General features: G+C 57.8%; 29 protein-coding genes and 2 pseudogenes. 15 read left to right on the top strand and 16 right to left on the bottom strand.

The features are described from left to right. Positions 1–74 precede the first annotated feature (74 nt). The gene (locus ACZYSM_RS25060; protein ID WP_489075681.1) at positions 75–1,115 is read right to left on the bottom strand and encodes a patatin-like phospholipase family protein; all 1,041 of its coding nucleotides are present in this window, start codon (positions 1,113–1,115) and stop codon (positions 75–77) included. 219 nt (positions 1,116–1,334) lie between these two features. Between ACZYSM_RS25060 and ACZYSM_RS25055 the strand changes: the two genes are divergently transcribed. From ACZYSM_RS25055 to ACZYSM_RS25045, 3 genes are all read left to right on the top strand, one after another. Beyond that, positions 1,335–1,613 carry a hypothetical protein gene (locus tag ACZYSM_RS25055; RefSeq protein ID WP_489075679.1) on the top strand — a complete coding sequence of 93 codons (279 nt, stop codon included), beginning with the start codon at positions 1,335–1,337 and terminating at the stop codon, positions 1,611–1,613. Between the two features lie 100 nt (positions 1,614–1,713). Further along, complete coding sequence (locus ACZYSM_RS25050) at positions 1,714–2,481, top strand: CHAD domain-containing protein (protein WP_489075677.1); 768 nt, start codon at positions 1,714–1,716, stop codon at positions 2,479–2,481. Between the two features lie 284 nt (positions 2,482–2,765). Then, positions 2,766–3,563 carry an acyl-CoA thioesterase gene (locus tag ACZYSM_RS25045; RefSeq protein WP_489075675.1) on the top strand — a complete coding sequence of 266 codons (798 nt, stop codon included), beginning with the start codon at positions 2,766–2,768 and terminating at the stop codon, positions 3,561–3,563. A 6-nt stretch (positions 3,564–3,569) separates the two neighbouring features. Here ACZYSM_RS25045 and ACZYSM_RS25040 read toward each other — a convergent pair whose 3' ends face one another. The 3 genes from ACZYSM_RS25040 to ACZYSM_RS25030 form a co-directional block, all read right to left on the bottom strand. Next, positions 3,570–3,932, bottom strand: coding sequence for an Mpo1-like protein (locus ACZYSM_RS25040; protein ID WP_489075673.1), 363 nt, complete (start codon positions 3,930–3,932; stop codon positions 3,570–3,572). Between the two features lie 219 nt (positions 3,933–4,151). Further along, positions 4,152–5,633, bottom strand: coding sequence for a methyl-accepting chemotaxis protein (locus tag ACZYSM_RS25035; RefSeq protein ID WP_489075671.1), 1,482 nt, complete (start codon positions 5,631–5,633; stop codon positions 4,152–4,154). Positions 5,634–5,778: 145 nt separating this feature from the next. Then, positions 5,779–6,588: a TatD family hydrolase gene (locus ACZYSM_RS25030; RefSeq protein WP_489075669.1), complete on the bottom strand. Its 810-nt coding sequence runs from the start codon at positions 6,586–6,588 to the stop codon at positions 5,779–5,781. Positions 6,589–6,822: 234 nt separating this feature from the next. Here ACZYSM_RS25030 and ACZYSM_RS25025 point away from each other — a divergent pair, with 234 nt between their 5' ends. Then, positions 6,823–8,244 carry an MltF family protein gene (locus tag ACZYSM_RS25025; protein ID WP_489075667.1) on the top strand — a complete coding sequence of 474 codons (1,422 nt, stop codon included), beginning with the start codon at positions 6,823–6,825 and terminating at the stop codon, positions 8,242–8,244. Between the two features lie 103 nt (positions 8,245–8,347). Next, positions 8,348–8,782 (top strand): DoxX family protein, encoded by a 435-nt coding sequence (locus ACZYSM_RS25020; RefSeq protein ID WP_489075665.1) that lies wholly within the window; start codon positions 8,348–8,350, stop codon positions 8,780–8,782. 67 nt (positions 8,783–8,849) lie between these two features. On the opposite strand, the gene ACZYSM_RS25015 is transcribed toward ACZYSM_RS25020, so the two are convergent. Further along, positions 8,850–9,311, bottom strand: a complete 462-nt coding sequence (locus ACZYSM_RS25015) for a VOC family protein (RefSeq protein ID WP_489075663.1) — start codon at positions 9,309–9,311, stop codon at positions 8,850–8,852. 269 nt (positions 9,312–9,580) lie between these two features. On the opposite strand from ACZYSM_RS25015, the gene ACZYSM_RS25010 reads away from it, so the two are divergent. The 3 genes from ACZYSM_RS25010 (at position 9,581) to ACZYSM_RS25000 (ending at position 12,333) form a co-directional block, all read left to right on the top strand. Further along, positions 9,581–10,804 (top strand): SfnB family sulfur acquisition oxidoreductase, encoded by a 1,224-nt coding sequence (locus ACZYSM_RS25010; RefSeq protein WP_489075661.1) that lies wholly within the window; start codon positions 9,581–9,583, stop codon positions 10,802–10,804. Positions 10,805–10,807: 3 nt separating this feature from the next. Continuing rightward, entirely contained in the window at positions 10,808–11,473 is a 666-nt protein-coding gene (locus ACZYSM_RS25005; RefSeq protein WP_419119566.1) for a methionine ABC transporter permease, read from the top strand. A gap of 77 nt (positions 11,474–11,550) precedes the next feature. Further along, positions 11,551–12,333 (top strand): MetQ/NlpA family ABC transporter substrate-binding protein, encoded by a 783-nt coding sequence (locus ACZYSM_RS25000; RefSeq protein ID WP_489075659.1) that lies wholly within the window; start codon positions 11,551–11,553, stop codon positions 12,331–12,333. Between the two features lie 46 nt (positions 12,334–12,379). On the opposite strand, the gene soxR is transcribed toward ACZYSM_RS25000, so the two are convergent. Further along, positions 12,380–12,835 carry a redox-sensitive transcriptional activator SoxR gene (soxR, locus tag ACZYSM_RS24995; RefSeq protein WP_489075657.1) on the bottom strand — a complete coding sequence of 152 codons (456 nt, stop codon included), beginning with the start codon at positions 12,833–12,835 and terminating at the stop codon, positions 12,380–12,382. Between the two features lie 93 nt (positions 12,836–12,928). Here soxR and ACZYSM_RS24990 point away from each other — a divergent pair, with 93 nt between their 5' ends. Next, positions 12,929–13,294: an antibiotic biosynthesis monooxygenase gene (locus ACZYSM_RS24990; protein WP_489075655.1), complete on the top strand. Its 366-nt coding sequence runs from the start codon at positions 12,929–12,931 to the stop codon at positions 13,292–13,294. On the opposite strand, the gene ACZYSM_RS24985 is transcribed toward ACZYSM_RS24990, so the two are convergent. The 5 genes and pseudogenes from ACZYSM_RS24985 to ACZYSM_RS24965 all read right to left on the bottom strand — a co-directional run. Continuing rightward, positions 13,291–14,394 (bottom strand): sigma-54 interaction domain-containing protein, encoded by a 1,104-nt coding sequence (locus ACZYSM_RS24985; protein WP_489075653.1) that lies wholly within the window; start codon positions 14,392–14,394, stop codon positions 13,291–13,293. The two genes, ACZYSM_RS24990 and ACZYSM_RS24985, sit on opposite strands and share 4 nt — an antisense overlap. A gap of 23 nt (positions 14,395–14,417) precedes the next feature. Further along, positions 14,418–14,588 (bottom strand): annotated as a pseudogene (locus tag ACZYSM_RS24980) (acyl-CoA dehydrogenase family protein); the annotation flags it as partial. Further along, entirely contained in the window at positions 14,573–14,752 is a 180-nt protein-coding gene (locus tag ACZYSM_RS24975) for a hypothetical protein (protein WP_489075651.1), read from the bottom strand. The gene ACZYSM_RS24975 and the pseudogene ACZYSM_RS24980, both read right to left, overlap by 16 nt. Positions 14,753–14,814: 62 nt before the next feature. Beyond that, the gene (gene ssuD, locus ACZYSM_RS24970) at positions 14,815–15,960 is read right to left on the bottom strand and encodes an FMNH2-dependent alkanesulfonate monooxygenase (protein ID WP_489075649.1); all 1,146 of its coding nucleotides are present in this window, start codon (positions 15,958–15,960) and stop codon (positions 14,815–14,817) included. Between the two features lie 9 nt (positions 15,961–15,969). Further along, positions 15,970–16,041 (bottom strand): annotated as a pseudogene (locus ACZYSM_RS24965) (FMN reductase); the annotation flags it as partial. Positions 16,042–16,578: 537 nt separating this feature from the next. Here ACZYSM_RS24965 and ACZYSM_RS24960 point away from each other — a divergent pair. The 4 genes from ACZYSM_RS24960 to ACZYSM_RS24945 all read left to right on the top strand — a co-directional run bounded on the left by ACZYSM_RS24960 (position 16,579) and on the right by ACZYSM_RS24945 (position 20,800). Further along, entirely contained in the window at positions 16,579–16,848 is a 270-nt protein-coding gene (locus tag ACZYSM_RS24960) for a hypothetical protein (RefSeq protein ID WP_489075647.1), read from the top strand. Positions 16,849–16,946: 98 nt separating this feature from the next. Beyond that, positions 16,947–17,561, top strand: coding sequence for a LysE family translocator (locus ACZYSM_RS24955; protein WP_489075645.1), 615 nt, complete (start codon positions 16,947–16,949; stop codon positions 17,559–17,561). A gap of 206 nt (positions 17,562–17,767) precedes the next feature. Next, positions 17,768–18,937 carry a cysteine desulfurase family protein gene (locus ACZYSM_RS24950; protein WP_489075643.1) on the top strand — a complete coding sequence of 390 codons (1,170 nt, stop codon included), beginning with the start codon at positions 17,768–17,770 and terminating at the stop codon, positions 18,935–18,937. Positions 18,938–18,991: 54 nt separating this feature from the next. Then, a complete protein-coding gene (locus ACZYSM_RS24945; protein WP_489075641.1) occupies positions 18,992–20,800 on the top strand; it encodes an aminopeptidase P family protein in 1,809 nt (602 codons plus the stop codon). Here ACZYSM_RS24945 and ACZYSM_RS24940 read toward each other — a convergent pair. Beyond that, positions 20,793–21,728, bottom strand: a complete 936-nt coding sequence (locus ACZYSM_RS24940; protein ID WP_489075639.1) for a LysR family transcriptional regulator — start codon at positions 21,726–21,728, stop codon at positions 20,793–20,795. The two genes, ACZYSM_RS24945 and ACZYSM_RS24940, sit on opposite strands and share 8 nt — an antisense overlap. A gap of 115 nt (positions 21,729–21,843) precedes the next feature. Between ACZYSM_RS24940 and ACZYSM_RS24935 the strand changes: the two genes are divergently transcribed. Beyond that, complete coding sequence (locus tag ACZYSM_RS24935; RefSeq protein ID WP_489075637.1) at positions 21,844–22,842, top strand: zinc-dependent alcohol dehydrogenase family protein; 999 nt, start codon at positions 21,844–21,846, stop codon at positions 22,840–22,842. Here ACZYSM_RS24935 and ACZYSM_RS24930 read toward each other — a convergent pair. Together ACZYSM_RS24930 and ACZYSM_RS24925 are read right to left on the bottom strand one after the other, a co-directional pair. Then, positions 22,839–23,429 carry a 2-hydroxychromene-2-carboxylate isomerase gene (locus ACZYSM_RS24930; protein WP_489075635.1) on the bottom strand — a complete coding sequence of 197 codons (591 nt, stop codon included), beginning with the start codon at positions 23,427–23,429 and terminating at the stop codon, positions 22,839–22,841. The two genes, ACZYSM_RS24935 and ACZYSM_RS24930, sit on opposite strands and share 4 nt — an antisense overlap. A 36-nt stretch (positions 23,430–23,465) precedes the next feature. Continuing rightward, positions 23,466–24,206 carry an SDR family oxidoreductase gene (locus tag ACZYSM_RS24925; protein WP_489075633.1) on the bottom strand — a complete coding sequence of 247 codons (741 nt, stop codon included), beginning with the start codon at positions 24,204–24,206 and terminating at the stop codon, positions 23,466–23,468. A 93-nt stretch (positions 24,207–24,299) separates the two neighbouring features. Here ACZYSM_RS24925 and ACZYSM_RS24920 point away from each other — a divergent pair, with 93 nt between their 5' ends. Further along, positions 24,300–24,869, top strand: coding sequence for a TetR/AcrR family transcriptional regulator (locus ACZYSM_RS24920; RefSeq protein ID WP_489075631.1), 570 nt, complete (start codon positions 24,300–24,302; stop codon positions 24,867–24,869). 12 nt (positions 24,870–24,881) lie between these two features. Here the strand turns inward: ACZYSM_RS24920 and ACZYSM_RS24915 are convergent, their stop codons facing one another. Both ACZYSM_RS24915 and rhtA read right to left on the bottom strand, forming a co-directional pair. Beyond that, positions 24,882–25,163 (bottom strand): hypothetical protein, encoded by a 282-nt coding sequence (locus ACZYSM_RS24915; RefSeq protein WP_489075629.1) that lies wholly within the window; start codon positions 25,161–25,163, stop codon positions 24,882–24,884. Positions 25,164–25,335: 172 nt separating this feature from the next. Continuing rightward, positions 25,336–26,223: a threonine/homoserine exporter RhtA gene (rhtA, locus tag ACZYSM_RS24910; protein WP_489075627.1), complete on the bottom strand. Its 888-nt coding sequence runs from the start codon at positions 26,221–26,223 to the stop codon at positions 25,336–25,338. Positions 26,224–26,665 lie beyond the last annotated feature (442 nt).

The raw sequence follows: 26,665 nt of genomic DNA, 5'->3' as shown, positions 1-26,665 counted from the left end.
ATCCAGTGTGGGAGCGAGCCTGCTCGCGATGACGGCAGAATATTCAGCAGAGATCTAAAGGCTTCACACAGGTTTCAATTCTGCTCATTATCATATCGATCCAGCGTATCGCGGGCGATTTCCCGGCCCAGGGCGATCAGCTCCGGCGCTTTGTAAAACTCGAAAAACCGGCATACCCGTTTCGGCACGTTGATCAGGATATCCGGTGGGTAGCCGGCGATCTTGTATTGCGCCAGAGAGGTCTGCATCACTTCGAAACTCTGGTTGATCAAGTCCAGTAATGATGCCGGGCCGACGTTATCGATGATGAACGAACCGGTGGCTGACTTCGGCGCACCAGGGGTTTGTGGTGCGGCGGCCGGTTGCTGAGCTTCAGGTTCGGCGGACTCGATCCACGGATTATTGAGGTCGGCGGCATCTGCTCGCAGGGCCTCCTGTTCGAGCAACAACAACTGTTCAGCTTGTTTACGGCGAAACGGCAGATGCGAACCGAGGGAATTGATCAGGCTGTCGAACCGACTTTTGAACGCCGGTGGGCGCTGGATCACCGGCAATTGATAGTGCCTTTGGTTGGTCGAGTTGAGGTTGACCGCGATAATCAGGTCGCAGTGGCTTGAGACCACCGGCACGATCGGCAGCGGGTTGAGCAGGCCGCCGTCCACTAGCATCCGGTTGCCCTGCATCACCGGGGTGAACAGGCTGGGGATTGCTGCCGAGGCGCGCATTGCCTGGTGCAGGCAACCTTCCTGGAACCAGATTTCTTGTTGATTGGTCAGGTCCGTGGCGACCGCCGTGTAAGGGATGCGCAGGTCTTCGATGTTGATTTCGCCGACGATCTTGCGGATTTGCCCGAAGATCTTTTCCCCACGAATCGCTCCGAGACGGAAACTGACGTCTACCAGACGCAACACGTCGAGGTAGTCCAGGCTTTCAATCCAGTCTCGGTAGTCGTTGAGTTTGCCTGCGGCATAGATCCCGCCGACCACCGCGCCCATGGAACAACCGGCGATGCAGGCGATGTCGTAACCACGTCTTTCAATTTCTTCGATTACTCCGATATGGGCATAGCCCCTGGCGCCACCAGAGCCCAGCACCAATGCGACACGCTTTTTCATGACTCGCCCCTTCTTCAAACATGAGTCAACAATGCGCCCATCAAGGGTCTTGCTTCAATCGCTGCTGTTCTTTGGTGTAGGGGCAAGGTCGTTTTTTCAACATTCAGTGACGGCAGACAGGTATTCTCGCCCCAGCTATATTCTCCAGGGTGGGCAAGGCACTTTTTGCGGTGCTGGCCGTCATACCGTGCACGATTGTTTTTTATTGAGGTGTCATTAATGAAAACCTGGATCTGTCTACCTTTGATTGCGTTGGCTCTGGCCGGTTGTGCAGGGAAAACGGCGTACCGTGACAGTTGCGGTAGCGAGCTTGACGCGGCCTGGCATGAGCTGGACATGGCCAAGGTCGAAGGTTTCGCGGGCACCGTCAGTTACTCCAAAGCGCTGTCCTTGTTGACCGGGGCCAAGACCCAGCAGCAGTTCGAGGCGTACGAAGGCTGCACGAAAAAAGCCGAGAAGGCCCGTTTCTACATCCGTGAGTCTCGTGCCGGCCGTTGACCGAAGGGATTGCTGATATAGCGCAATGCTTGTCAGCAGCATTGCTATAGTCTTGAGTTCATTGCGTCGCAACATTGGGTGTTCGATTCGGGAGTAAACCATGTCTGCCTTGGTTGATCGTTTGGTGGCTCAGGTGTTGAGCCTTGAAGTTCGCTTGCGAGCCTGCCAGGCGCGATTGAGTGCGACGACCGATGATGAAGCGCTGCACGATCTGCGCACCACGGTTCGCCGTCTGCGCAGTCTGCTGCGACCCTTGCGTGGTTTGCCCGGAGTCGAGCAATTGGAAGCGGCGGCGGCCGGAGTCGGCAACCTGACCACACCCTTGCGCGACCGGGAAGTACTGGCCGCCTACTTGCACAGTCATGGGCAGCACGAAGCGGCTCAGCGCCGCACGGTGCAAATGGCCAAGGCGTATCCCGCTGTGGCGACCAGCCCGGAGCTGGCGCAACTGTTTCTGATAGTCGACGCGTTTCCGCGCTTTTTGCGAGCTTCCCAACGTCAGGGATTGCTCAAAGGTTTACGTCCGCGCATTGAAAAGCGCCTGGCCAAACAGTGGAGCGCTCTGGATAAGGCGTTGCACGATCCCGACCACGACCGCCATCGCTTGCGTCTACTGATCAAACGCGTGCGCTATGCAATCGAAGCTTATCCCGAACTGGATCGTTTGCCGGTCAAGGCCATGCCTCGACTGAAAGCCGCTCAAGAGGCACTCGGTGACTGGCATGATTGTTGGCAATGGTTGGCAAAGTCCGAGCATGAGGCCGACTTGCTGCCCTGTGTGGCGGTTTGGCGAGTGACCATGGCCACGGCCGAAGGACGCGCAGATCGCGTGCTGGACAAGTTGAGCGCGGCTTGCTTCAAGTCTTGAGCACACACCGCAGATTGCTCGTCGAATCGCTCCTCGTAGCAGCTGCCGCAGGCTGCGTTCGGCTGCACAGCAGTCGTAAACCTGCCGACGCGGTTTAACAGTTACACCGCAATAACCGTGTTCACGACTGCTTCGTCCGAACGCAGCCTGCGGCAGCTGCTACAAATGTGCGGGTTGCCAGTAGCGTTCGGCTTATCTGTCCGCTTTTTTGGCCGGAATAAGTGCTGTGCAGTCCCCGTCTGATAGTTAAGATCGTTGAGTCTTTTTCCTGGCTTGAGGTTTTCATGCGCTTTTCTGATTTGGTCGATGCCGCCCGCAGCCATCCGCTGGAGCTGTCTATCCCGACGGAATGGGCTCAGGGGCGCGCCAGTTTTGGCGGGCTGATGGTCGCTTTGCAGTACGAGGCCATGCGCGCAAAAGTTCCGGCAGATCGCCCGGTACGTTCGTTAGCGATCACCTTTGTCGGCCCGGCCGAACCCGATGTAGCCATCAGCTTTGAAGTGGATGTACTGCGCGAAGGCAAGGCTGTCAGCCAGGTGTTGGGCCGGGCTATGCAGAACGGGCAAGTGGTTACGTTGGTCCAGGGCAGCTTTGGCGCCTCTCGCCCTTCGGAAATCGACGTGGCGGCCGAACCGGCACCCGAAATGAAACACTGGGATGACTGTCAGGAACTGCCTTATATCAAGGGTGTGACCCCGGAGTTCATGCGCCACTTGGCGATGCGCTGGGGTGTTGGCGGTTTGCCATTCACCGGCAACACGTCGCGGAAGATGGGCGGTTGGGTGCGTTTGCGCGGGGATGTTAAGGAAGAACCACTGACCGAGGCGCATATTCTGGCGCTGGTGGATGCCTGGCCACCGGCCCTGTTGCCGCACTTGAGCAAACCGGCGGCGGGTAGCACCCTGACCTGGACTGTCGAATTTGTTCAGCCTTTGCTGGCGTTGAGCACGCTGGACTGGTGCAAATATCAGGTCGTGATCGAGCATGCCCGCGACGGCTATGGTCACGCGGCGGCAGCGTTGTGGAGTCCTGAAGGACAGCTGATCGCCATGAGTCGGCAGACGGTGACAGTCTTCGGTTAAATCCGATCAATGCCGGTGGCGCTCACGCCAGGCCCGCCACCAGCCACCGCTCAAGACAAACCGGGGAAAGGTCAGGAACTGTTCGACCATCAAGCGTTGCACTGCATCTTTGCGGTCACTGAATGGCTCGGAGGCTTGCGCCTCCAGACTGTGGCCGTGGCGTTGCAGGCCTAATGCGGCGAGCAAGCCAACGACGCCGATGGCAACGCTCAGAAAATTCATCCCGAACACACCCGAAACGATCAGCAGAAACGCCAGAATAAATAGCGGCACGGCAATCAGGTGCAACACCAGATTGGTCGGATTGCGATGATTTTCGGGGTATGCACGCCATTGCCAGGCGGGGAGATTGGGGTGACGTTTGCCCATGTTGGTAATCCTCGATCCGTGTGAAACCTATGGATAAAGAATAGGCCGGGCAGACGCCTTCGGCGAATCAAGGCTGGCTATCGGCGCAATAGGCATCTTGAGATTGATGTTGACTGCTCTATTACCATCGCAGTCAGTTAAGCGAACGCTGCTCCTACAAGGGCACCGCGATCAACTGTAGGAGCAGGGGGGCGCCTAGCCCTTGCCCGCGAGGTGTCCTTACAGCTTGAGCTGACCGATCGCCTTGCTCAACTCACCGGCCAACGTCGCCAATTCATGACTGGTGGTGGCTGAGTCGATGGTCTGCTGCACGGTGTTCTCGGTCACGTCGCGAATGCTCACCACCGCACGATTCATTTCTTCGGCGACCTGACTTTGTTGTTCGGCCGCCACAGCGATTTGTGTATTGCTTTCGCGCATCTGCGCCACAGCGCTGGTGATGTCTGCAAGTGCTGCGCCCGCTTCCTGGGCCTGCTGTACGCAATCGTCAGCCTTGAACGAGCTTTCCTGCATGAAATCCACGGCATCCCGGGTCCCGGCTTGCAGGGCGGAGACCATGAGAGTGATCTCGTCGGTGGAGGCCTGCACTCGCTTGGCCAGGTTGCGGACTTCATCGGCGACTACCGCAAAGCCACGGCCCATTTCACCGGCTCGAGCAGCCTCGATCGCGGCGTTAAGTGCCAGCAGATTGGTTTGCTCGGCGATGCTGTGAATCACGCCGACCACGCTATTGATCTTCTGGCTGTCTTCGGCCAAGCGCTGAATCATCTCGGCGGTTTGCTGCACGCCGCTGGAAAGCCCTGCAATCGATTTTTGCACGCGGCTGACGACTTCTTGCCCGCTGCCGGCCAGGGTGTCGGCGGTCTGCGACAAGTCGCGGGTCGCTCCGGCGTGCTGTGCAATGTGATAAACCGTGGCCGACATCTCGTTGATCGCAGTTGCGGCCTGATCGGTCTCGCTTTGCTGGCCAAGCATGCCGTGGCGCACGTCGTTCATGCTAGAGGCCAGCCGCGCGGCACCGACATCCAATTGTTTGGCGGTGTGCGCCACGGTGTTAACCACCCGTTGGTAGCCGGCCTGCATGGCATTGAAGGCGCTGGCCATCTGCCCAACTTCATCCTTGCAGGCCAACGGCACGCGGGCCGATAAGTCGCCGGTCTTTTCTACGTGCAGCATCACGTCTTTCAAGGTGTTGAGCTGGCTGAGCAAAAAGCGGATCAACAGCTGCGAGGCGCCGAGCATCGCTAGCATCAGGATGAACACCGCCACCGCGTAGTTGGGTAAACGCTCGCCGAACACCTGGCTCAGGCTCGGGCCATAGGCAAGTACGGCCACCTGTTGGCCGTCCGCGCGGGACACCACGTCGGCGCCCATCAGCGGATTGTCACCGAACAGCGGCATTGCGTTGAGCTCGACCCAGCCGCTGGCGTTGTTCAGTTCGGGTATTGGCTGTCCGCTCAGGGATGGCGTTTGGCCCAGACCGAAGCTCAACAGGTGGTCTGCCGTGGGTAAGGCTTGCCCGACTGGCCAGGCATTGAGCAAGTGTGCCTGGGCCTGGGCCGAGGCTTGCGAAGCCTGGCTGCGAGCTTGCTGTTCGAGTTGTACGGCGTACAGCACCAACAGCAGGGTCGTAATGAACGCGACCGCGTTGACGGCCCAGAATTTGTATTTGAGCGAGATGTTGCTAAGCCAGGCACCCATGGAAGGTCTTCTCTGATAGCGGAAACAGTTTTGGCAAGGTGCCATTATTGTGCCGCTACTCAGGGAGTCGATTCTTGATGTGGGTCAATGAGCAACACCATTCCAAAGTGGGAGCGAGCAAGCCCGCTCCCACAGGGATGTGTGTTTATTGGGGGATTGAAGGCAACCCGAAGAATGCCCTCGCGCATGCCGTACTATGAGCCGCCACGTCTTCCAGGCTTTCACCACGATGTAATGCCACTTCGCGCAAAACTTCCGTCAAGTACGCCGGTTCGTTGCGACCGTTTTTCGGCTTCGGTCGCAGGCTGCGCGGTAACAAGTACGGCGCATCGCTTTCCAGCATCAAGCGAGTACCGGGAATCTCGCGAACCAGTGGGTGCAGGTGAGTGCCGCGACGCTCGTCGCAGATCCAGCCGGTGATGCCGATGTGCAAATCGAGGTCGAGATAGCTGAACAGCGCGCGCTTTTCACCGGTAAAGCAGTGCACTACGGCTGCCGGTAAACGGTCGCGAAAGTCGCGCAGGATTTCCAGCAGGCGTTGACTGGCGTCGCGCTCGTGGAGGAACACCGGCAGTTGCAGGTCAACCGCCATTTCTAAATGCTCTTCAAGCACCTTTTCCTGTTGCGGGCGTGGCGAGAAGTCACGATTGAAATCCAGGCCGCATTCACCCACGGCACGCACGCTCGACTCTTTGAGCAGGCTGCGCAGGCGTTGAGCGCTATCAGCGTTCCAGTCACTGGCCGAGTGGGGGTGAATGCCCGCAGTGGAGAACAGCCGCTGCCCGGTTTCGTCCAGTTGTTGGCACAGTTCAAACGCCTGTTCACTGCCCTCGACACTGGTGCCGGTGAGGACCAGTTGGCAGACTCCGGCGGCATAGGCGCGGTCAAGTACTGCCTGGTGTTTGTCGGCGAAACTTGGGTTGGTCAGGTTGACGCCGATATCGATGAGTTGCATGGTGCTACCTCAGGCCAAGGCCGGAAAGCATATCAGAGCTGTAGATTTATAAGAAAAACCAAGAACTACAACGAGTTAAAGCTGTCTCTTGATGCCGGAAGACAGCTTCGGCTGGAAGTCCAACCGAAGTCGTATCAGTTTCCGCACGTTGCCAGCGCTCTAAGCGCTCTGTTTCTGTCGCCCAACTTCCCGAAATCATTCGTGAGGCTGGACAGTATTCTTCCCGGAGAGCGGATGACGCGACCCTCGGTTTTGCTTGTGCTGTGCTTGTCGTTACTGCTGCCGATGCCGGCGGTTGCGCGTCTGGCCGGCCCTCCGGTGGCCTTGGCCTCGGGTCAGGTTCGCGACCTGGCGGAAATTCGTAACAGTCGCGTCCTGCGGGTGCTGGTCAATCAGAGCCGCAACAGTTCCGGCGAAGTCCAGGGCCAGACCATTGGCGTCGAATACCATCGCCTGCGAGCCTTCGAACAATACCTCAACGGCCACGCCCGTGACGGTCAGGAAATCAGTCTCAAGATCATCCCCAAAGCCAAGGACCAGTTGCTCGGCGCACTTCAGCGCGGCGAGGGAGACTTGGTTGCCCCCGGTGAATTGCTCGACCCGCAGTCAGCTCACGCCATCAGTACCAGTGATCCGATTGCCAGTCACGTTCCGTTGTTGTTGGTCGGGATCAAAGGCGAGCGGCGTTTCACCCGCCTTGAGCAACTGTCCGGGCGCACGTTGGCGCTGACCACGGGGAGCGCGGCGGGTGACGCGATCAATCAGATCAATCAGAAACTGGCGTTACACAAGCTGCCGCCAGTCAAGGTCGAGTGGGTCGATCCAAGCCTTGCGGTCGAAGATGTGCTGGAGATGGTTCAGGGCGGGATTTTTCACCTGACCATCGTCGAGCAACCGATTGCCGAGCGTTGGGGCAAGATTCTGCCCAAGCTGCGCTTTGATCGGCAGGTGGCCATCAGCGAGCCGGGCGAAGAGTATTGGTTTGTGCGGCGCGATGCGTCGATGCTTCGGGCGAGTATTGATCGCTTCCTGAAAACCTATAAAACGCCAGCGGATCAGGACGTCGCGTTTCTGCGCATCTACCGACGCTTGTACCAGGTCCACTATCCCTTGGCCGGTGCTGACCGCCAGCGTCTGGAAAAACTGCGCCCGGTTTTGCAAAAGCATGCGCGCGAACAGGGCATGGACTGGCTGAACCTGGCTGCGCTGGCGTTCAAGGAGTCAGAACTGCAACCGAGCTCTTCGATCGGCGGCGGCCCCACGGGCTTGATGCAAATTACCCCTTCGGCGGCTCAGCGGGTGGGGGTCAATAATATTCAGTCGCTCGACAACAATGTGCAGGCCGGGGCCAAGTACCTGGCGCTGATCCGCCGCAAGTTCTTCGCCAGCCCCAAGCTCAACGAGCGCGAGCGCATGGCTTTTGTGCTAGCGGCCTACAACATGGGCCCGGAGCGGGTACAGGGTATGCGCACCGAAGCCAAACGGCGCGGTTTGAATCCCAATCAGTGGTTTTTCCAGGTAGAGCGTATTGCCATGGAACAAGTGGGAATGAGCGCCGTCAGCTACGTGAATAGTGTCAACAAGTACTACTTGGCCTTCGATCGGGAACGGGATTCGTTGGAGCCCCTGGCGCAAAAGATCGCCTTGCGGAAGTGATCTATAAATTTGATTGATATGGTGCGTTTTTTGCGCTTTTAACATTATATTTACTGATTAATATAGCGACCAACCAACCCCTGATTCGAAAGGACGACACAACATGAGCACACTGATCAAAACCGCACTGTCTACCCGCGCAGGTTACGGCCTGGCTGTTCTGCGGATCGTCGTTGGCATCATCTTCGCTGCCCACGGTTCGCAAAAGCTCTTTGGTCTGTTTGGCGGTTACGGTCTGGCCGGTACGGCGCAGTGGATGGAAAGCATCGGTCTGGCGCCGGGTCATCTGATGGCCCTGCTCGCAGGCGGCACCGAGTTTTTCGGCGGCCTGGCACTGATCATCGGTTTGCTGACGCGTCCTGCGGCGCTGGGCCTGACGTTCACGCTGCTGGTGGCGATCTTCTCGGTGCACATCAGCAACGGCTTGTTCATGGCCAACAACGGTTATGAGTTCGCTCTGGCCTTGCTGGGCGGCACGGTCGCTGTTCTGCTCGAAGGCGCTGGCAAACTGTCGGTGGATCGCATCATTGCCAAGTAACGGCTGACTCAGCCTTGATCAAAAAATCCGGAATCTGAAAAGATTCCGGATTTTTTATGCCTGCTATTTATCCCTGCTTGAACATCTCTGCGGCACGTTTGGCGATTTCTTCTTTCGACAGATCTTCCTTACGGGTGGAGATAAACCACAAATGACCGTGTGGATCTTTCAGCGTGCCTGAGCGATCGCCGTAGAACTGGTCTTTCACTTCCGAAACAACCACACCTCCTGCGGCAATCGCCTGGGCGTATTGCTTGTCGACGTCTTTCACATACAAATGCAGCCCCACCGAAATGCCTGCTTTTTCGGGGCTGCTCAGGGACGCAGCGTCGCATGGGGTAGCAAGCATGATGGCCGAGTCGCCAATACGCAGTTCGGCGTGGCCGATGTCGCCGTTGGGTGCGACCAGGCGCATGACTTCAGTGGCACCGAACGCCTTTTTGTAAAACTCGATCGCCTCGGCAGCTTTTTTGATTCCCAGGTAGGGCGTGATGCTGTGATAGCCCTCGGGTATCGGTTTAACGCTCATGTTGGTTCTCCTTTTTTGTTGGGATGAACGTGACCCTTCACCGTTTTCCGGCCGATTCACTATAGGCCACCACCGGCGGGGCATTTAAGGGGCCGACGGGCAGCAGCATGGCTACTGTTCAGCCATCAACAGCAAAGCAGCAGATTGCTTCGCTGCATCAAACCGAATGGCTATAAACATTGCCCAAGCCGCTGAAAACAAAGGACAAGTCATTCAGGCACAGAAGCTGCAACTGCTCATCGTAATCACTGTTGACCCGAGAGCGTTGTATGTCTGCCTTGCCTGAATCTGCCGATTATCCGATCCATCCTCCGGCCGCCGAACTGATCCGTGATGAAGCCCAAGCCCTGCTCGTGGCCGAGCGCGTGGCCTCGGTGCTACTGGAACAGGACGCCGAACGCGATAGCAGGCGGCAGGTGCCCGCTGAGATTGTCGACCTGTATTCCAACAGTGGCCTGTGGGGCATCAGCGTGCCGCGCGAATTCGGTGGTGCGCAGGTTTCCTATGCAGTGCTGGCGCAAGTGATTGCGATCATTTCCGCCGCCGATCCATCGCTGGGCCAAATTCCGCAGAACCACTATTGCCTGCTCGAAGACATCCGTCTGCAAGGCACACCTGAACAACAGGCGTACTTCTTCGGCCTGGCGCTGCAAGGTCATCGTTTTGCCAATGCCTTATCGGAAACTGGCGGCAAGAATGTTCAGGATATTCAGGCGACCATTCGCCAGTATGGCGACGGCTATGTGATCAACGGGCGCAAGGGGTATTGCACGGGCTCGCTTTACGCGCATTGGCTGGCGGTGCTGGCGCTGGATGAAGAGCAGAAGGGCCAATTGGCCTTCGTCGAACGCGGTACTCAGGGACTGGCGGTGATCGATGACTGGGACAGCATGGGCCAGCGCACCACATCCAGCGGTACCGTGCTGGCGCAGGATCTGCACGTTCCGGCGTTCAATCTGTTTCCCACGTACCGCTCCTACGAAAGCCCGACCCTGGCCGGTCCCTTCGCCCAACTGACCACCGCCGCGATTGACGCCGGGATCGCTCGGGCCGCGTTGCGCGACACTATCCGATTTGTTCAGGAACACGCCCGGCCATGGATCGATGCCGGTGTGGAAAAAGCCAGTGAAGATCCGCTGACCATCATTCAGGTCGGTGGCCTGGAGATTCGTCTGGAAGCCGCCGAAGCGTTGCTGGAACGGGCCGGAAAAGCCCTGGACGTCGCACGCCCGGCCCCGGATGAAGACAACGTCGCCAGGGCTTCACTGGCCGTGGCCAAAGCCAAGGTGTTGACCACCGAAATCGCCATCGAAGCGAGCAACAAGCTCTTCGAACTCGGCGGCACCCGTTCAACCTTGAAAAAGCACAACTTCGACCGCCACTGGCGCAACGCCCGGGTCCATACCCTGCACGACCCGGTGCGCTGGAAGTACCACGTGGTTGGCAATTGGCTGCTCAATGGCGTGAAACCACCGCGCCACGATTGGTCTTGAGGTATGGGTGAGCTACTGAAAAACATCTATTGGGCGGACATCGGCCAGGCCTGCCTCGACACCCTGAGCATGCTCGCTGCGGCGCTGGGTTTTACCGTGTTGTTGGGGCTGCCGCTGGGCGTGCTGCTGTTCCTCACCGGCAAGCGCCAATTGCACGAAACCCTCGGTGTTTATCGATTGCTGTCGGTGATCGTCAACATGCTGCGCTCGCTGCCGTTCATCATCTTACTGATCGTGTTGATTCCGTTGACCACGCTGCTGGTGGGCACCTCGCTCGGGGTTCCGGGAACCATCCCGCCTCTGGTGGTGGGCTGCACGCCGTTCTTCGCGCGGTTAGTGGAAACCGCCTTGCGCGAAGTCGACCGTGGTGTGGTGGAAGCGACTCAGGCGATGGGCGCCAACACCTGGCAAATCATCCGTCACACGCTGTTACCCGAAGCCCGCGCGGGATTGCTCGCGGCGGTCACGGTCACGGCGATTGTGCTGGTGGATTACACGGCGATGGCCGGAGTGATCGGCGGTGGCGGGCTCGGCGATCTGGCGATCCGCTATGGCTACCAGCGTTTTCAGACCGACGTGATGGTGGTCACGGTAGTGCTTCTGCTGGTGCTGGTCCAGGCCCTGCAAATGACCGGTGACCGACTGGTGGCGCGCTACAGCCGACGTTGAAATCTAACTTGAAAAATCAAAAAAGCCGGCCTCACGTCCGCCCCACGACGGCCATTCAATCTGCCTTGGAGCACTGCATGAAAAAGACCCTCGCCCTGTTGGCCGCGGTAATGTCGCTGACGGTTCACACCACAGCCTATAGCAACGAAAAGCTGATCGTCGGCGCGACGCCGGTTCCTCACGCGGAAATTCTTGAATTCGTAAAACCGGCTTTGGCCAAGGAAGGCGTGGACCTGCAGATCAAAGTCTTCACCGACTTCATCCAGCCCAACCAGCAACTGGCGCTGAAAAATCTCGACGCCAACTATTACCAGTACCGACCGTTTCTCGATGATTTCAACAAGACCCGCCACACCGATCTGGTGCCGGTGGTCGGGGTACACATCGAGCCGTTCGGTGCCTACTCGACGAAGATCAAGAACATCGCCGACTTGAAGGACGGCGCCTCGGTGTCGATCCCCAATGACCCGGTGAACACCGGCCGGGCGCTGGTGCTGTTGCACGAAGCCGGTTTGATCAAACTCAAGGACCCGAGCAATACCCTGGCGACTCAGCGCGACATCATCGATAACCCCAAACATCTGAAAATTCGTGAATTGGAAGGGGCATTGCTGGCACGTTCGGTGAGCCAAGTGGATCTCGCGTTCGTGTTCGCCAATTACGCCCTGGAGGCGGGGATCGACACCAACAGCGCGCTGATCGTTGAGAAGGGCAAAGACCTGTACATCGAGTTCCTCGTCGCCCGCCCGGACAACATCAACGATCCAGGCATCCAGAAACTGGCCAAGGCCTTGAACTCCGATGAGGTCCGCCAATTCATCCTGACTCGCTATAAAGGCCAGATCGCTCCGGGGTTTTGAGGGTATGTGCACATCGTTCTTGCGGTGACCACAAGTCGAGGCGGCCTTACGTTGACTCCAACAACTGAGCCCCCGGCCCGCGCTCACCCAGCACATCGCCATAGTTGCGCAGCGGGCAAGCTTCCATCGATAAACAACCGCAACCTATGCAGCCATTGAGTTTGTCGCGCAGCTTGATCAGTTGGTTGATTCGTTCATCCAGGTCGTTGCTCCACCGCGCTGAAAGTTGCTTCCAGTGCGCCGCGGTCGGCGCGCGATTGTCGGGCAGTGACTTCAGGGCGTCGCCGATCTCCGCCAAGGGGATTCCCAATCGCTGTGCAACTTTGATCAACGCCACCCGTCGCAGTACTTCCCGCGGATAACGGCGTTGGTTGCCCTGGTTGCGATTACTTTTAATCAGCCCCTTGGACTCATAGAAGTGCAGGGCGGTAACCGCAACGCCGCTGCGTGCCGACAATTGGCCGACGGTGAGCTCTTTGTTGATTGTTTCTTTGGGAATCATCGCATTTGCCGCTTGACCTCTAGTTAGCTAGAGGTTTTACCCTGCATGGCCTCGGATCGCAAGATTCTGCTTACCTTTCAGTGGGGACTATTCATGCAGCCGTTAGAGAAAAATCGCAGCTTTACGCAATTGATCGAGTTCGAGATCGAGCCTCATCAGCAGCCAGGACTGGTCTGGGCCCTGACGGAACAGACCGAGCGCCTGGCCCAGGGCTACCACGGTTTTCTCAGCGCCAGCGTGCAGGCCAGCGATGACGGGCGGCGAGTGCTCAATTACCTGCAATGGCAATCGCGGGAGGCAGGTGAAGCCGCTTTCCAGAGTTTTGAAAACGGCGAACAGGATTTCTGGAAGCTGATCCGCACCTATCAGGCCAAGACCGTTACCTTCGGGTCATTTCAGGTGCTGCGCAGTATCGAGCGCAGCCATGACAATGCGTTGCACTGCAACCTGGTGAGCTAGATCGACAGCTGCAGCATTCGTTCACCTTGAAGGTTATCCACAGGTCGGCGCTTGTTGACGGCCAGCTCGCCGATTTTGATCAGCCGGGTACGCGTGACGTTGCGGCTCAAACCCAGCAGGTTGGCGGTGTGTACCTGGTTGTAGTGGCTGAAGCGGTAGGCGGCCCGAAGCAACGCGTCTTCGACGTTCTCATGCAGCGCGCCAGCCTGTTCTTCGAAGAGCTTTTGAAAAGCCCGGTCGAGCAAGGCTTCGGCCGAATCATTAATGCTTGTGTGGTTGTCGTCCTGACGCTCGATGCGCATGTTCGACAGACGCAGGTCATCGCGCTCGATCAGCCCATTACGGCAGATCAGTAAGGTGTGATGAATGACGTTTTCCAGCTCGCGGATATTGCCCGGCCAACTGTAAGTCCTGAGTTTGTGCTCAGCCTCACTGCTGATGGTGATCGCGCCATAACCCAGGCGCTGGCTGTAGGACTCGATGAAGTGTCGGGTCAGCGGCAGGATATCCCCTGGACGATCGCGCAGAGGGCTCAGTTCCAGGCTCACCACATCCAGGCGGTAATACAGATCCTCGCGGAAATGTCCGGCATTGATGGCTTTTTCCAACTGCACGTTGGTCGCGGCCAACACCCGCACATCAATCGGAATGCTTTTACGCGAACCCAGTCGCACCACTTCGCGCTCCTGCAATACCCGCAGCAATTTGACCTGAATCGCCATCGGCAAATCGCCGATCTCGTCGAGGAACAACGTGCCGCCGTTGGCCTCTTCGAACCAGCCGGCCTTGGCACTGAGGGCTCCGGTGAAGGCGCCTTTTTCATGGCCGAACAGTTCGGCCTCCACCAGGGATTCAGAGAACGCACCACAGTTCACCGCTACGAACGGTCGATTGCGTCGGGCACTGAGGTTGTGGATATGTCGCGCCACCAACTCTTTACCGGTGCCGGTTTCGCCGATGATCAGCACGCTGGCTTCGCTCGGCGCGACCTGCTGCAAATGCGCCAGTAAAGCCTGGGATTTCGGGTCTTCGAAGACCTGAGCGGTGGCCCGGATCGAGGTCGCCAGCGCGGGAGAGGGCGGTAAGGTCAAAAGCTGCATGGGCACGCTCTATGAAAAGAAGGCTATGAATAGAAGGTCGGAATTGGCAGGGACTGGTTCAAGGCCCAATCACCCAGTTCATGGAGTTTGTAGTCCACCGGGTCGTGCAGGGTTTGGGTGCGCAGGTTGCGCCAGTGGCGATCCAGGCGCAGCGATGCATGAGTGGAACGTGCGTCTGTCACTTCGAATAATTGGGCTGCCATTGTTCCGGTCGTGAGAACAACCGGACCGTGGCCAGCATCAGGTGATGAAAACCGAAGACATGGGCAATCGAACTGTCGACCTTGGCGAACTCGGCAGCCAGTTCACGGGCAGTCTGCAAAGGGGACAACAGGGCGCTTTGTGGCGTGGCAGTCACGCGGAGTTCCTCATGTCGATCGAGTAACCGGAGCTGCCGAACCTTCGGCAGCGCCTACGGGATCAGGCTTTGGCGTGAGCCGGGAGGACATCATTGGCGATCATTTCGCCGAACGGCCCGGTGAGGTTGGTGATGCCGCGACCGGCGAGGCTGGCGTAGGGTTCCGGCAGCAGCGGGAACACCAGCTCGGCGAAGCGGTACGCCTCTTCCAGATGTGGGTAACCCGAGAAAATGAAACTCTCGATACCCAGATCCGCGTACTCCTTTATCCGCGCGGCCACTTGCTGCGGATCGCCCACCAATGCGGTGCCGGCACCACCACGTACCAGACCGACCCCGGCCCAAAGATTGGGGGCGATTTCCAGGTTGTCACGACGACCATCATGCAGCGCGGCCATGCGGCGCTGACCTTCGGAATCGAAGCGCGAGAAGGATTTTTGCGCGGCGGCAATGGTCTCGTCGCTAATGTGTTCGATCAGTTTGTCGGCCGCTTTCCAGGCCTCCTCGGCGGTTTCGCGAACGATCACGTGCAAGCGAATCCCGAACTTCACCGTGCGGCCCTGACGGGCAGCGCGTTCGCGGACGTCTGCCAGCTTCTGCGCCACGGCGGCTGGCGGTTCGCCCCAGGTCAGATAGACATCAACCTGCTCGGCGGCCAAATCATGGGCAGCCTCGGAGGAGCCTCCGAAATACAGTGGTGGATAAGGTTTCTGCACCGGTGGATACAGCGCCTTGGCGTTCTGCACACGCAGATGCTTGCCTTCGAAATCCACCGACTCGCCTTGCAACACCCGGCGCCAGATTTTCAGGAACTCGTCAGTGACTTCGTAGCGTTCGCTGTGATCGAGGAAGCTGCCGTCGCCGCGGTTTTCGTCCGGGTCACCGCCGGTGACCACGTTGATCAGCAGGCGGCCATTGGACAGCCGATCCAGAGTCGCGGCCATGCGCGCCGAAACGGTCGGCGAGATGATCCCTGGACGAATCGCCACCAGATAACGCAGGCGTTCGGTTAATGGCACCAGGGCCGAAGCGATGACCCACGAGTCTTCGCAGGAACGTCCGGTGGGGATCAGCACACCGTAATAGCCGAGGTTGTCCGCGGCCTGAGCCACTTGTTTCAAATAATTGAGCGTGACCGGGCGCGCGCCCTGAGTGGTGCCCAGGTAATGGCCGTCGCCGTGAGTGGGGAGAAACCAGAAAACATCCATGACAGATCCTTAAGCGATTTTCAGCAAATGGTGTGGGTGCACGCCGAACAGTGGCGCGGTGTGTTCTGCAGCCAGGCGAATACCGGTCAGTTAAGTAATGGCCCCCCAAAAAAGATCGTCCAAACGCAGCCCGAACCTGTGGCAGCTCCTACGCCGAGCCGATTCACCCTTGAAGTAACAGGTGTACGCAAAACCTGTAGGCGCTGCCGCAGGTTCGGGCCGCGTTCGGACGATCTTGGCGATCTCACACGCGTCGCAAGTCTCGGGCATCAGGGCTTGAGCAAGAGCTGTACCAAGCGTCTGAAGCCTTGATCTGCGGGGCCCTCAGCATTTTTCATGCAGGATGCTGTGTGGGTGGAACACTGTTTTGTTGATCGACTGTTGCTGGGCGAACAGTTGCTCGGCCAACAGTCAGCGATGTGCAGGTTCGTTATAAAGGCTCTTTTTTATTCCGTAAAAGATTGTAAATAACTATTTATAGATCAATAGGGAATATAAGGGGGCCTGAACGGCTGTCGCTCAAGTCGATAGCGACTATTGAGAGCGTTGATTTTTGTCGACCAAGGCGTGGGAGTAGCCTGTGTTCATTGCCTAACGCCAGCTTGTCAGGAACCTCCCATGAAGCGTTTTCTCGCCACTTCTTTACTGCTTGTCGCCTCGGTTCTCGCAGGATGTGCGAACCATCCTTCCCCTGAGTTGCGGCCCTACACGGCAGAAGAAAGCAAGGAGTTGGCGCTGGAGGCGTTGAACCGTCGCGGGTTGTCTTTCGATGAATACCAACTGAAAAAAGCCGAGTTGCTTGGTCAGCCACAAAAAACCTTCGGCTTCGACACTCACGGCGAGATGAACGTCGAGCGCGGCGTGACTCACCATGGGCACCCAAGCTGAGCGGACTGTACTGGTCGAAGTTTTGCGTAACTGTCCGTGGGTTTCGCCGAGGCGCTGCGATAGGGTCAACACCTGACCGACCTTAATGGAATGCGCCCATGACCCTCTCGCTGGATTTGTTGTTGGGCTTCGCCCTGTTTGCCCTCGTCACCTCTATAACCCCTGGCCCCAACAACACCATGCTGCTGGCCTCGGGCGTCAATTTCGGTTTCAACCGCTCCATTCCCCACATGCTTGGCATCACCTGCGGCTTCTTCATTCTTGTGCTCGCCGTCGGGTTCGGCCTGGGGGCAGTGTTTCAAACCTATCCGCTGCTTTACACGGTGCTGCGTTATGTCGGCGCCGCCTATCTGCTGTACCTGGCGTGGAAAATCGCTCATTCCGGTCCAGTCTCCGAGGCCGAACAAGGTCATGCCAAACCCATCAGCTACTGGGGCGCGGCGGCATTTCAATGGGTCAATCCCAAGGCCTGGATCATGGCGATTGGAGCCATCAGCACCTACACGCCGTTGCAGGGTTATTTCACTAATGTGATTGTCATTGCCGCGGTCTTCGCCGTGATCAACCTGCCGAGCGTCAGCGTCTGGGTGGCCTGCGGCAGCCTGTTGCGCAATGTCCTGCGTGATCGGCGCTGGTTGCGAGTGTTCAATTGGGGCATGGCGCTGCTGTTGGTGGCCTCCCTGTACCCGATGCTGCACGAAAGCTTTAGCTGAGTTCGGCTTCAACCCGGCGCCCGATGCCTGTTAAGCTCAACTTCAGGAGCGTTCCTACGCACTTTTAAATGAAGTTGTCCTTCTTTAACTGCATCCGATCAGGTATTGCTAACGTCCTTCTGTTTTGCGCCACTCCCGGGGTGGCGCCCGTCGACGTTTCTATCACCGAGCACACCTGATCCCGGAATAAGCTCTGCGAGTTTTTTATGAATAAACGTCCTTTGTATTTCGACTACGCCGCCACCACACCGGTGGATGAGCGGGTCATTCAGGTTATGGTCGATTGTCTGGGGTTCAGTGGTAATTTCGGCAACCCGGCCTCCAGCTCCCATGCCTTCGGCCAACAAGCCCGAAAATCGGTTGAACACGCTCGCCAGCAGGTGGCCGAGCTGGTCGGCGCTGAGCCTTCACAGATCGTCTGGACCTCCGGCGCCACTGAATCAAACAACCTCGCTCTCAAGGGCGTTGCCCAGGCCCGTGGTGTTGCGGGTGGGCACATCATCACCAGTCAAATCGAGCACAAGGCAATTCTCGACACAGCCAGGCAGTTGCAGGATGCCGGCGTCGCCGTGACTTACCTGGTGCCGGATGCCGAAGGTCTGATCACCGCGCAAGCGGTCAGTGAGGCAATGCGCGAGGACACTTTTCTGGTGTCGCTGATGCTGGTCAATAACGAACTGGGTACCGTCAACGACATTCCGGCCATCGGCCAGGTGGTGCGTGAGCAAGGCGCGTTGTTCCACGTCGATGCCGCGCAAGGCGCTGGCAAAGTGGCGATCGATCTGGCCGAGTGGCCAGTGGACTTGATGTCGTTCTCCGCACACAAGATCTATGGCCCCAAGGGCATCGGCGCGTTGTACGTCGGCCCCCGTGCGCAGCAACGTTTGCAGGCGCAGATTCATGGTGGCGGGCACGAAGGCGGTTTGCGTTCCGGAACGCTCGCGACTCACCAGATCGCTGCCATGGGTGTGGCGTTTGCCTTGGCGGCAGAGTTCTTCGACGAAGAGACTGCAACCATTGTGCGTCTGCGTGAGCGTTTGCTTGAGCAGCTCTTCAGTATTCCCGGTGTGCGCTTGAACGGCAGCACGACCCAGCGCATTCCCCATACCTTGAGCCTGACATTCAACGAGGGCGAGTTCAACTCGGCGGCGTTGAGTGCTTCGATTGCTTTTTCGGCGACCTCGGCCTGCAACTCGGCAAGTAACGCGCCGTCCCATGTATTGCTGGCCCTGGGACATGACGCTCGGGCAGCGAGTCGCACGATCCGTCTGAGCCTCGGTCGCTTCACCACCGAGCAGGATGTCGATCAAGCAGCACAATTGATTAAAGCTTCATTCGCCAGTGCACCGGCGTTCTGGGCAGTTGCCCAGCCATAAGGGCAGATCCGCATCAGCCCCCATAACAATGATGAGTGGTTAGCAGGAGACACAATGAGCACGCAGACTTTGACCCATGGAGTGGTTTCCCGGCGCCTGGCGCAAACACGCGAGCTGATGAGCCGGGAGGGCATTCATGCCCTGCTGGTGCCGTCGGCCGATCCGCATCTGTCGGAATACCTGCCGGGCTATTGGCAGGGACGACAATGGTTGTCGGGTTTTCATGGTTCGGTCGGCACACTGATCGTGACCCCGGACTTCGCTGGCGTCTGGGCTGACAGCCGTTATTGGGAGCAGGCGACCAAGGAACTCAAGGGTAGCGGCATTGAGCTGGTGAAACTCCAGCCTGGCCAGCCGGGCCCTCTGGATTGGCTCGCTGAGCAAACGCCCGAAGGCGGTGTAGTGGCCGTCGATGGTGCGGTCATGGCGGTGGCTTCAGCGCGTACTCTGGGCAGTAAACTCCAGGAGCGCGGCGCTCGGCTGCGCACCGATATCGATGTGTTGAACGAAGTCTGGCAAGACCGCCCAGCGCTGCCGAATCAACCGATCTATCAACACTTGCCGCCTCAGGCCACCGTCGGCCGTGGCGAGAAACTCGCCAAGCTACGCGGGAGCCTGAAAGAGCGTGGTGCCGATTGGCATTTCATCGCGACCCTTGATGACATTGCCTGGCTGTTCAACCTACGTGGCGCTGACGTGTCGTTCAATCCGGTGTTCGTTTCGTTTGCGTTGATCGGGCAGCAGCAGGCGACGTTGTTTGTTGCGCTGAGTAAAGTCGATGCCGGGTTGCGCGCGATCCTCGAACAGGATGGCGTGACGCTGCGCGATTACAGTGAAGTGGCTGCAGCATTGAGCGCAATACCGAGCGGCGCGAGCCTGCAGATCGATCCTGCGCGGGTAACGGCGGGCTTGCTGGATAACCTGGGCAATGGCGTCAAACTGGTCGAAGGGCTGAACCCGACCACCTTGGCGAAATCGCAAAAGAACCTCGCCGACGCCGAACATATTCGTCAGGCCATGGAGCAGGACGGTGCGGCGCTGTGCGAATTTTTCACCTGGCTGGACACCGCGTTGGGTAGCGAGCGGATTACCGAACTGACCATCGATGAGCACCTGACGGCAGCGCGTACCCGTCGCCCAGGGTATGTTTCGTTGAGCTTCAATACCATCGCGGCGTTCAACGCTAATGGCGCGATGCCGCACTATCACGCCACCGAAGAAGAGCATGCGCTGATCGAAGGCGATGGTTTACTGCTGATCGACTCCGGCGGTCAGTACCTGGGCGGCACCACCGACATCACTCGAATGGTGCCGGTCGGCACTCCGACCCAGGAGCAGAAGCGTGATTGCACTCGGGTGCTCAAAGGCGTGATCGCGCTGTCCCGGGCGCAGTTCCCACGGGGCATTCTGTCGCCGCTGCTGGACTCAATCGCCCGGGCACCAATCTGGGCCGAAGGTGTCGACTACGGTCACGGCACCGGTCATGGTGTCGGTTACTTCCTCAACGTCCATGAAGGTCCGCAGGTGATTGCCTATCAGGCGGCGCCGGCACCACAAACGGCAATGCAGCCGGGAATGATCACCTCCATCGAACCGGGCACTTATCGTCCCGGGCGCTGGGGTGTGCGGATCGAGAACCTGGTGTTGAATCGCGAAGCGGGCAGCACCGAGTTCGGTGAGTTCCTCAAGTTCGAAACCCTGACCCTGTGCCCGATCGATACCCGTTGCCTGGAGCCTGCATTGCTGACTCAAGACGAGAAAGAGTGGTTCAACGGCTATCACGCGCACGTTCGTGAGCGTTTGAGTCCACTGCTTGAAGGCGCGGCTCTGGAGTGGTTGAACACCCGAACGGCGGCTATTTAATCCGCTCCACGCCGTCAGCCTGGGCTGGCGGCGTAAGCTCAGGCGCTTGCGCGAGCGCCTCGGTCATATAGTCGATGAATGCATTGACCCTGGCGGATTGGCGACGATTCGCCGGGGACACTGCATAGATTGGCAGCGCCTGTGCGCGGTAGTCCTGCAGAATCGCCTTCACCCGACCGGCGCGTAAATCCTCGCTGAACAACCATACCGGCGACAGCGCAATACCTAGCCCACCGAGCACCATTTCGTGTATGGCCTCCGAGCTATTGCTTTGGGCATTGCCCTTGATCCGTACGTTGTGGCGTTGTCGGTTCTTCTCGTAAATCCATTGGTTCTGGCTACTCAACAGGTTGAACAGCAGACAGTTGTGCTGGCTCAGTTCTTCTGGCGTAAGTGGCTGGCCATGGCGAGCGAGATAGTCAGGGCTTGCAACCGTCACACGGTAGGTAGTGCCTACCTGACGGGCGATAAGGCCACTATCGCTCAGTTCGCCGATTCGGAAGGTGACGTCCAGCCCCTCGCTGACCAGATCCTGATTGTGATCGTTGAGTTGCAGGTCTATCTGCACCTGAGGATAACTCGCCAGAAAACCCGGCAGGCGCGAGGCAATCTGCAGGCGTCCGAAACTGACGGACGAGCCGACCCGCAAGTTGCCGGCCACGGTTTCCCGGCCTGACTGAAAGCTGTGTTGCGCAGCATCCACCGCGGCGAGGATCTGCCGACACTCTATGTAGTAACGCTGACCTTCGTCGGTCAGAGACAGTTGTCGTGTACTGCGGGAAATCAACTTGCTGCCTAGCTCGATCTCCAGCGCGCTCAGCACTTTGCTGATGGTGGGTTGGCTGCATTGCAATTCCCGGGCGACAGCGGAAAAGCTGCCGCGCTCCACCACCCGAACAAAAATCGCCATTGCATTGAGCTTGTCCATGCCTGTTCTCATTCATGCCAAATGGGCATGGTCACTATAGCTTTTCAGATTCTTATCGGCATGAGTTGGGTGGTGGATGATCAACCCAACTTCCCACTGACATGAGATTGCGAAAATGACTGACTCACTTGAGATGCGTGCTCTGATCGTCGACTTGGCTAATGCGCCTTTCCGTCTGGCTTTTATAAACAGACCCGAGCCAGGAGCGGGTCAGGTACTGGTCAGGATTATGGCTAGCGGAGTCAATCCGCTGGACGGGAAAATCCGCGCAGGTCAGGCCGAGCATGCTCGTCAGCCATTGCCGGCGGTGCTGGGGATGGACTTGGCGGGAACCATTGAAGCACTGGGTGCCGAGGTAAGCGGATGGCATATTGGCGATGAGGTCTACGCAATGGCGACCGGTATTGCAGGTTTGCAGGGTTCTCTGGCCGAGTTCGTCGTAGTCGATGCGCAGTTGTTGGCGCTAAAACCGCGCAATTTGAGTATGCGTGAAGCAGCAGCGCTGCCTCTGGTACTGATTACCGCATGGGAAGGATTGGTGGATCGCGCTCACGTTCGGGCAGGGCAGTCGGTGCTGATTCACGGCGGCGCGGGAGGCGTCGGACATGTTGCAATGCAGCTCGCTCGAGCCTTCGGTGCTGAGGTGTTTGCCACAGGTTCAGCGAAACAGCGGGCTGTCATTGAAGGTTTTGGAGCGACCTTTATCGACTATCGGCAAAGCCCGGTTGAACAGTATGTGGAGGAGCACACGGCAGGCGAGGGGTTCGACATCATTTACGACACCGTCGGAGGTGCAACGCTGGATGCATCGTTCAAGGCTGTCCGCAACGATCATGGCCATGTGCTGAGCTGCCTCGGTTGGGGGCAGCACAGCCTTGCGCCATTGTCCTTTCGGGGCGCGACGTATTCTGGAGTGTTCACGTTATTGCCTTTGCTGACGGGCAAGGGCCGTGACCATCACGGGCAAATTCTCGCTGAAGCCGCACGGCTGATCGAAGCAGGTAAGCTGAATCCGTTACTCGACCCTCGGCGGTTCACTCTGCAAACCGCCGAAGCAGCCTATGACCTGATTGCTGCGGGAGAGGCGCAAGGGCGGCTGGTCATCGAGATTTAGCTCAACGCCTCAAGGACAAAGTCCAGACGGTCCTGGCCGAAGAACAGCTGGTTATCGACAAACATGCTCGGCGCGCCAAATACACCGCGTTGCAAGGCCTGTTCGGTTTTGTCCTTAAGGGCGGCTTTGACTTCCTCATCGTTGGTTAGCGCCAAGACTTCGGTCGGGTCAAAGCCATGTTCCGTCAACACCGCAGCGACGGTCGCTGGGTCATTGAGGTTGCGCTTGTCAACCCACAGTGCGCGGAAAAGGCAGTCGATAAAATCGAGGAAACGTTCCGGGTGACGCAGTTGCATGCCGGTGACTGCCCGCATCAGTAAAAGCGTATTGACCGGAAAGTGCGGGTTGAAATTGAGTGGGACGTTGTAGCGTTTAGCGTAACGCTCCAGGTCGTGGAGCATGTAGCGCCCCTTGGCCGGGATGGTGATGGGCGACGCGTTGCCGGTGGCTTTGAACACCCCGCCCAGGAGCATCGGCTGATAGATAAGCTGGCTGCCGGTTTGGGCGCAGATCCTTGGTAATTGGGTATAGGCCAGGTAAGTGGTGGGGCTGCCGAGGTCGAAGAAGAACTCTACGGTTTTGCGCATGGTGGGTGCTCTCTGATTATTGTTATAGGGAAGGGCTTACCAGCGTTCGCTCCATGGCCGTAGATCCAGCTCGAAGGTCCAGGCATCACGTGGCTGACTGTGCAAATACCAGTAGTTCTCGGCGATGTGTTCCGGGTTGAGGATGCCGTCTTGATCCTTGAGCGCGTACTTCTCCGGGAAGCTGTCACGGATAAAGTCCGTATCGATGGCACCGTCGACGACGATATGAGCGATATGAATGTTCATAGGGCCCAGTTCGCGGGCCATGCTTTGGGCTAATGCACGAATCCCATGCTTTGCTCCGGCAAACGCGGCGAAACCAGCAGCTCCACGCATTCCTGCAGTCGCGCCGGTGAACAGGATGGTGCCGCGTTTGCGGGTGACCATACGTTTGGCGACTTCACGAGCGTTCAGGAAACCCGAGAAACAGGCCATTTCCCAGATCTTGAAATACTTGCGCGCGGTTTCTTCAAGGATGCTGCACGGCACATTGGCGCCAATGTTGAAGACAAAGGCTTCGATTGGGCCGATCTGGTTCTCAATCTGTTCGACCAGCGCAATCACGTCCTCTTCTTTGCGTGCATCGCAGGCGAAGCCATGGGCTTGGCCCCCCGCTGCCTGGATTGCATCGACCAAGGGCTGCAATTTGTCGGCGCTACGCCGAGTGACGCAGGCGATAAATCCCTCTTGGGCAAAACGCTTGGCTATTGCACCACCGGTGGCATCGCCTGCGCCGACCACCAATACGACTTTCTTGTTATTTATGGCTGTAGTCATGGGTATCGCCTTTTTTGGTAAACGATCGTTAGCTAAACGAACGTTATGCTACGATCTCAAATGCGTCAAGGTGATAGATCTATAGGGGGAGCGATGCGTTATTCAGCCAGCCACAAGCAGGAAACCAGAGAACGATTGCTGGAAAGCAGTGCTGTGTCGGCCAAGAAAGAAGGCTTTTCCACGGTTGGTGTTGATGGCTTGATGAAAGCGATAGGGCTCAGCGGCGGGGCTTTCTATAGCCATTTTTCTTCAAAGGACGAGCTGTTCAGTTCGATCGTCGAACGTGAGCTGAGTCAGAGTCTTGAACGGCTAAGCGGGGACGGTGAGCAGAATCGGGCAAGGCTCGAGCGTTGTCTCAAGCACTATTTGAGCATGGCGCACGTTGAGCAGCCCGGGACAGGTTGTGCGTTGCCAACCCTGGGAGCTGAAATCGCTCGCTCCGACATCGCTGTTCGACAGCAGGCGGAGCAGTGGATTTGTCGATTGCAGGAAAGCTGGGCTCGCACGTTAGGCAGTGACAGTCTGGCGTGGGCGATTTTGTCTCAATGCATTGGCGCATTGGTCGTGGCGCGGATGCTGGTAAGTCCCCAGATTCAACGCAAAGTCTTGGAATCGAGTTACGCCGAGATCGGCCGCCAGATGGTGGAACAGCGCGTTGAATGAAGCGGTGTCAGTTTATTTGCAGATAACGATCATGCTGCGGCTCGTATAGCCGGCGGGATTGAGGCCGAAAGGGTAATCGCCGGGATCCTCCACAACATCGCCCGATTTGGCGATCACTCTATAGCCTTTGGCGCCGCATGAATTGGCGGCGCTGGTGTAGCACTTGTCCCAGGAAGAGGTCAGACCGGAGCAGTTGATATGCAGCCCCTTCTTTCCGCGCTTTACTTCGGTTTTTGAGGTCGCAGCACAGCCTGCAATGGCAAGTACGGCTAACAGTATCAAAACTCGTTTCATTCCCTTCCTTTTATAGCTGGCTTCGGGTTTGGCGCCCGAGCCTGGCTTTATCCGCTCTTGCGTGTCGCGTTGATAATGTTTCTACCTGAAAAAAATCCAAGGCTTACACAGAGTTACAGCCTAAACATGGCCTAATTGAGCGGTAAATGCCAGAGCTTCGTCAAATCCAGTCTCAATCGGCTGCGAGCATTGGACTGGATTCGCGGCGCATAGTCATAGTGGCGCCGACGGAGGCGAGGATGATGCAAGCAATGGCCAACCATTGGGCCAGGGACAGGTATTCATGAAGGAATAACAGCCCTGACAAGGCGCCGATAGCGGGTTCGATACTCATCAAGGTGCCAAAGGTTCGGGTTGGCATCCTGGTGAGGGCCACCATCTCAAGGGTGTAGGGCAGGGCGGTAGACAGAATCGCGACAGCAATGGCTATCGGGATCAAGGACGGAGTCAACAGGGCCGCTCCCGCATGGACGATGCCGATAGGTGCTACGAATAAGGCGGCAATCATTACACCCAGTGCAGCGGTTTGAACGCCGTTGTCTGCGCCAGCCTTCTGCCCGAACAGAATATAAATCGCCCAGCAGATACCGGCGCCCAACGCATAGCCAGCACCTGTAAGGTCGATCCCGGCACTGGTGTCCCCCGTGGGGATCAGCAGTAGCAGGCCTATGACCGCCAAACCTATCCACAGAAAGTCGATCGCCCGGCGTGAGGCATATATAGCAACCGCCAGGGGGCCGGTGAACTCCAAGGCAACCGCAATCCCCAGAGGGATGCTTCTGAGTGACATATAGAAGAGGAAGTTCATCCCGCCAAGTGCCATCCCATAGACGATCACAGTACCCAAGGACCTGGCTGTGAATTTGGCACGCCAAGGGCGTAGCAGGAGCAGCATGATGATGCTGGCAAAAACGAGGCGCAGCGTCGTGGTGCCTTGGGCTCCCACAACGGGGAACATGCTTTTGGCAAGAGAGGCCCCGGACTGGATGGAAGCCATGGCAATAATCAGCAGACCGACCGGGAACAGAGTCGAGGCGAGGCTGCGGGGTTGGTCATTCATTACGAGGCATCATCCGGAGTAATAGAGACAGAAAGGTATATGCGTGGCTCATGATGCTCAACTCCTGTGAGTTGAGCAATATACTGCGCACATTGTTTGTGCGCTCCTCTATATAAGCAAGCTTTTAGAGGTTTTCGAGGAATGTTGATAGATAATCTGCATTAGGGCTTGACGGCAGATTCTGTAAGTCTATAATTCGCCCCACTTCCGGCGCAGTCTAAACGGAAAACTCCTTGGTAAACAAAGAGTTACGCAGTTTTCGACAGCGGTTACGCTTCAGTTCATCGAGGCCCGAAGGAGTTGCTGGGGTCGGGCTGTTGGGCTCCATTAACGGTTCGATCCACTCGGTCGAAAGCGGTGTAAAAGAGGTGTTGACAGCAGCGAGTAACGCTGTAGAATTCGCCTCCCGCTAACGAGTGATCGGAAGCGCCAAGTGGTTGAA

The sequence above is a fragment of the Pseudomonas sp. F220 genome (assembly GCF_057813935.1).
Note: the sequence above shows the minus strand (reverse complement) of the source record. Positions and strands in the feature narration are given on the sequence as shown.